Raw genomic sequence first — 2617 nt, 5'->3', positions numbered from 1 at the left:
GTTAAAGTCCATTAAATTATCGAACAAATCAAGAACAAACAACTCTGTGAAGCTTGCCTCCTGCCAATCTCCTGTCACTCCGAGGTCAGGTTTTTTGCGGTGACTCCGCAGGCTTGCTCTTGTCCTCGAATTCCTTGGCAATCCCCATGAAGCGACGCATGAACCTCTCCATGTAGCTCAGTCCTTTTTCAAAATCTTCATCGGATGGAAGAGCATCTCGAACAACTGGCGGCAGCTTGCCCATGCCTGCAACCGTGTCCTCAAGTTTTGCGACTCTCGTCTTGAGGTCGGCAATATCATCTTCATACGCCGCCCGCTCTTCAGCCGCCAACTTGCAAATGAGCTGATCCGACTTCTCCTGACAGATCGACATTTCGCCAGTCTTGTTATTCATGCGGACATAGCCGTCATCGGTTCTCTGAAGCGTATAAGTCGTCGCTTCCTGTGCCGTGGCGGCGAACGACCATAGGGAACCGGCTAGCGCGATGAGTAACGTTCGTGTTCCTAACATCGATGAACCTCCAACATTTACGTCTCAAGAACCTGACGAAATAATACGCCGAAAATCTGGAGTAAGGCGATATTTCTGTTACGGGCGTTCAGTCTGCCCTTTGCGCATCGGCGTTTTATGTCTAGTAAAGACGCTTATGACTCAACTGATCTACAAGATTGCTCCGCTTGCCCTTTGGCAAACCGCAGAAGCGAGAGGCGTATTCGATGGCGCGCCGATCGACCACGCGGATGGCTATATCCATTTTTCCACTGCGGCCCAGGCAGTCGAGACAGCCGCCAAGCATTTCGCTGGTCAGAATGATCTTGTGCTGATCGCAGTCGAGGCGGAGAGACTGGGCACAGCTCTTAGATACGAGCTCTCGCGCGGAGGCGATTTCTTCCCGCACCTCTATGCGTCATTGCCTCTCGACGCTGTCTTATGGATCAAGCCACTGCCCTTGGGTAGCGACGGCAAGCACAAATTTCCGGAGTTGCGTGCATGAGTAGGTTGTTCGGGTCAATTGGCCGCAAAATGCTGTTCAGACTCGACCCAGAAGATGCGCACGGTCTCTCGATCAAAGCATTGAAGACGGGCCTTGTGCCAGCATGTTTACCCAACAACGATCCGGCTCTGCGTGTCGCTGTCGCTGGCCTCAGTTTTCCTAATCCGCTCGGCATGGCCGCTGGCTATGACAAAAATGCCGAAATACCCGATGCATTGCTGCGGCTCGGCTTCGGCTTTGCCGAAGTCGGAACGCTCACACCGCGGGCGCAATTTGGCAATCCGAAGCCGCGTATTTTTCGTCTTGTTGAAGACAATGCGGTAATCAACCGGCTTGGCTTCAACAATGAAGGTCATGACCCGGCGTTCCGACGCCTGACCGAGCGACGCTCGCACGCCGGTATCGTCGGGATAAACATTGGCTCCAACAAGGACTCCACTGACCGCGTCGCGGACTATGTGGCAGGTATAAGGAAATTCCATTCTCTCGCGAGTTATTTTACGGTCAATATTTCCTCTCCAAACACGCCAGGTTTGCGCGATTTGCAGGCGCGAGAAAGCCTCAGAGAATTGCTCGGAAAGGTACTCGACACACGCGACGCACAACCAGGTGTCAGGCGCCCTGTTTTTCTCAAGATCGCACCCGATCTGACCGAAGCCAGTCTCGACGATATTGCCGCCGAGATCGGTTCGCATTCGCTGGACGGGCTCATAATTTCCAACACCACGCTGTCTCGCGCGGGTCTGAAAAGCAGTAAGAGCACGGGCGAGGCAGGCGGCCTCTCCGGAGCGCCACTGTTCGACCGATCGACGATTGTACTCGCCAAGATGCGCCAACGCGTAGGTACCGATCTGGCGATAATCGGTGTTGGTGGCATTGATAGCGCGGCGACAGCCATTGCTAAAATTCGGGCCGGAGCTGATCTCGTCCAGCTTTACACGAGCATGATCTTTAGTGGCCCCGGCTTGGCAAGCGAGATCGTCAAGGGTATGTCGGCAACCTTGAAGCGCGACAGCGTTAGTACTATCGCAGCGTTACGCGATTGCGACGTTGACGATTGGGCCACAAAAGTAATCCCGGTCTAGTTGGCAAACTGCGTTCGTGTTCGGCTCGGAAGAATCGATAACAGGGAGATTCCGCGCAAACCAAGAAAAAGATGCAGCGCTAGCCATAGACCATGGTTGCCGAAGAACTTCGGCAGGATGAAATAGGCAGCGAAATAGCCGATCAGCGACAGGATCATCATATTACGCATGTCGCGCGACCATGTCGCGCCAATAAACACCCCGTCCATATGGAAAGCCAGCAGACCGACAACCGGCGCCAAGGCTGCCCACGGCAAATAAAGCGATGCCATTTCCTGCACCTCGTCTGATTTGATCAGGAATCCAACAATTGCATCACCAAAGATCAGAAAGAATACAGCCATCGCTGTCGCCAACAACAAGCCCCACAGAAACGACAACTTTATGCCGCGGTCGAATGCCGGGCGGTAATGTGCGCCGACTGCACGGCCGGAAATCTGTTCTGCGGCGGTGGTTACTCCATCAATCAAATAGCCGGAAATCAGCAGGAAGTTCATTAAAACCGCATTCGTTGCCAACGTCACCGCGCCCGCTTCC

General features: G+C 53.8%; 4 protein-coding genes. 2 read left to right on the top strand and 2 right to left on the bottom strand.

The window, feature by feature from the left end; translation table 11 throughout:
- Nucleotides 1-85: 85 nt before the first annotated feature.
- Nucleotides 86-511 carry a hypothetical protein gene (locus ACXJ5O_RS23925; protein ID WP_457302082.1) on the bottom strand — a complete coding sequence of 142 codons (426 nt, stop codon included), beginning with the start codon at nucleotides 509-511 and terminating at the stop codon, nucleotides 86-88.
- Between the two features lie 136 nt (nucleotides 512-647).
- Here ACXJ5O_RS23925 and ACXJ5O_RS23920 point away from each other — a divergent pair, with 136 nt between their 5' ends.
- Nucleotides 648-995: a DUF952 domain-containing protein gene (locus ACXJ5O_RS23920; RefSeq protein ID WP_457302081.1), complete on the top strand. Its 348-nt coding sequence runs from the start codon at nucleotides 648-650 to the stop codon at nucleotides 993-995.
- Nucleotides 992-2080, top strand: a complete 1089-nt coding sequence (locus tag ACXJ5O_RS23915) for a quinone-dependent dihydroorotate dehydrogenase (protein WP_457302080.1) — start codon at nucleotides 992-994, stop codon at nucleotides 2078-2080. Before ACXJ5O_RS23920 ends, ACXJ5O_RS23915 begins: the two co-directional genes overlap by 4 nt.
- On the opposite strand, the gene ACXJ5O_RS23910 is transcribed toward ACXJ5O_RS23915, so the two are convergent.
- Nucleotides 2077-2617: MATE family efflux transporter (locus tag ACXJ5O_RS23910; protein ID WP_457302079.1), on the bottom strand; the 541-nt coding region annotated here is incomplete at its 5' end. The two genes, ACXJ5O_RS23915 and ACXJ5O_RS23910, sit on opposite strands and share 4 nt — an antisense overlap.

The organism is Phyllobacterium sp. P5_D12, from assembly GCF_054049495.1.
The sequence above is the reverse complement of the archived record's forward strand: the minus strand, read 5'-3'. Positions and strand labels throughout refer to the sequence as shown.

Excerpts from the sequence above, each read along its gene's own strand:
- ACXJ5O_RS23925 (WP_457302082.1), bottom strand. The coding sequence starts at position 511 with ATGTTAGGAACACGAACGTTACTCATCGCGCTAGCCGGTTCCCTATGG.
- ACXJ5O_RS23920 (WP_457302081.1), top strand. The coding sequence starts at position 648 with ATGACTCAACTGATCTACAAGATTGCTCCGCTTGCCCTTTGGCAAACC.
- ACXJ5O_RS23915 (WP_457302080.1), top strand. The coding sequence starts at position 992 with ATGAGTAGGTTGTTCGGGTCAATTGGCCGCAAAATGCTGTTCAGACTC.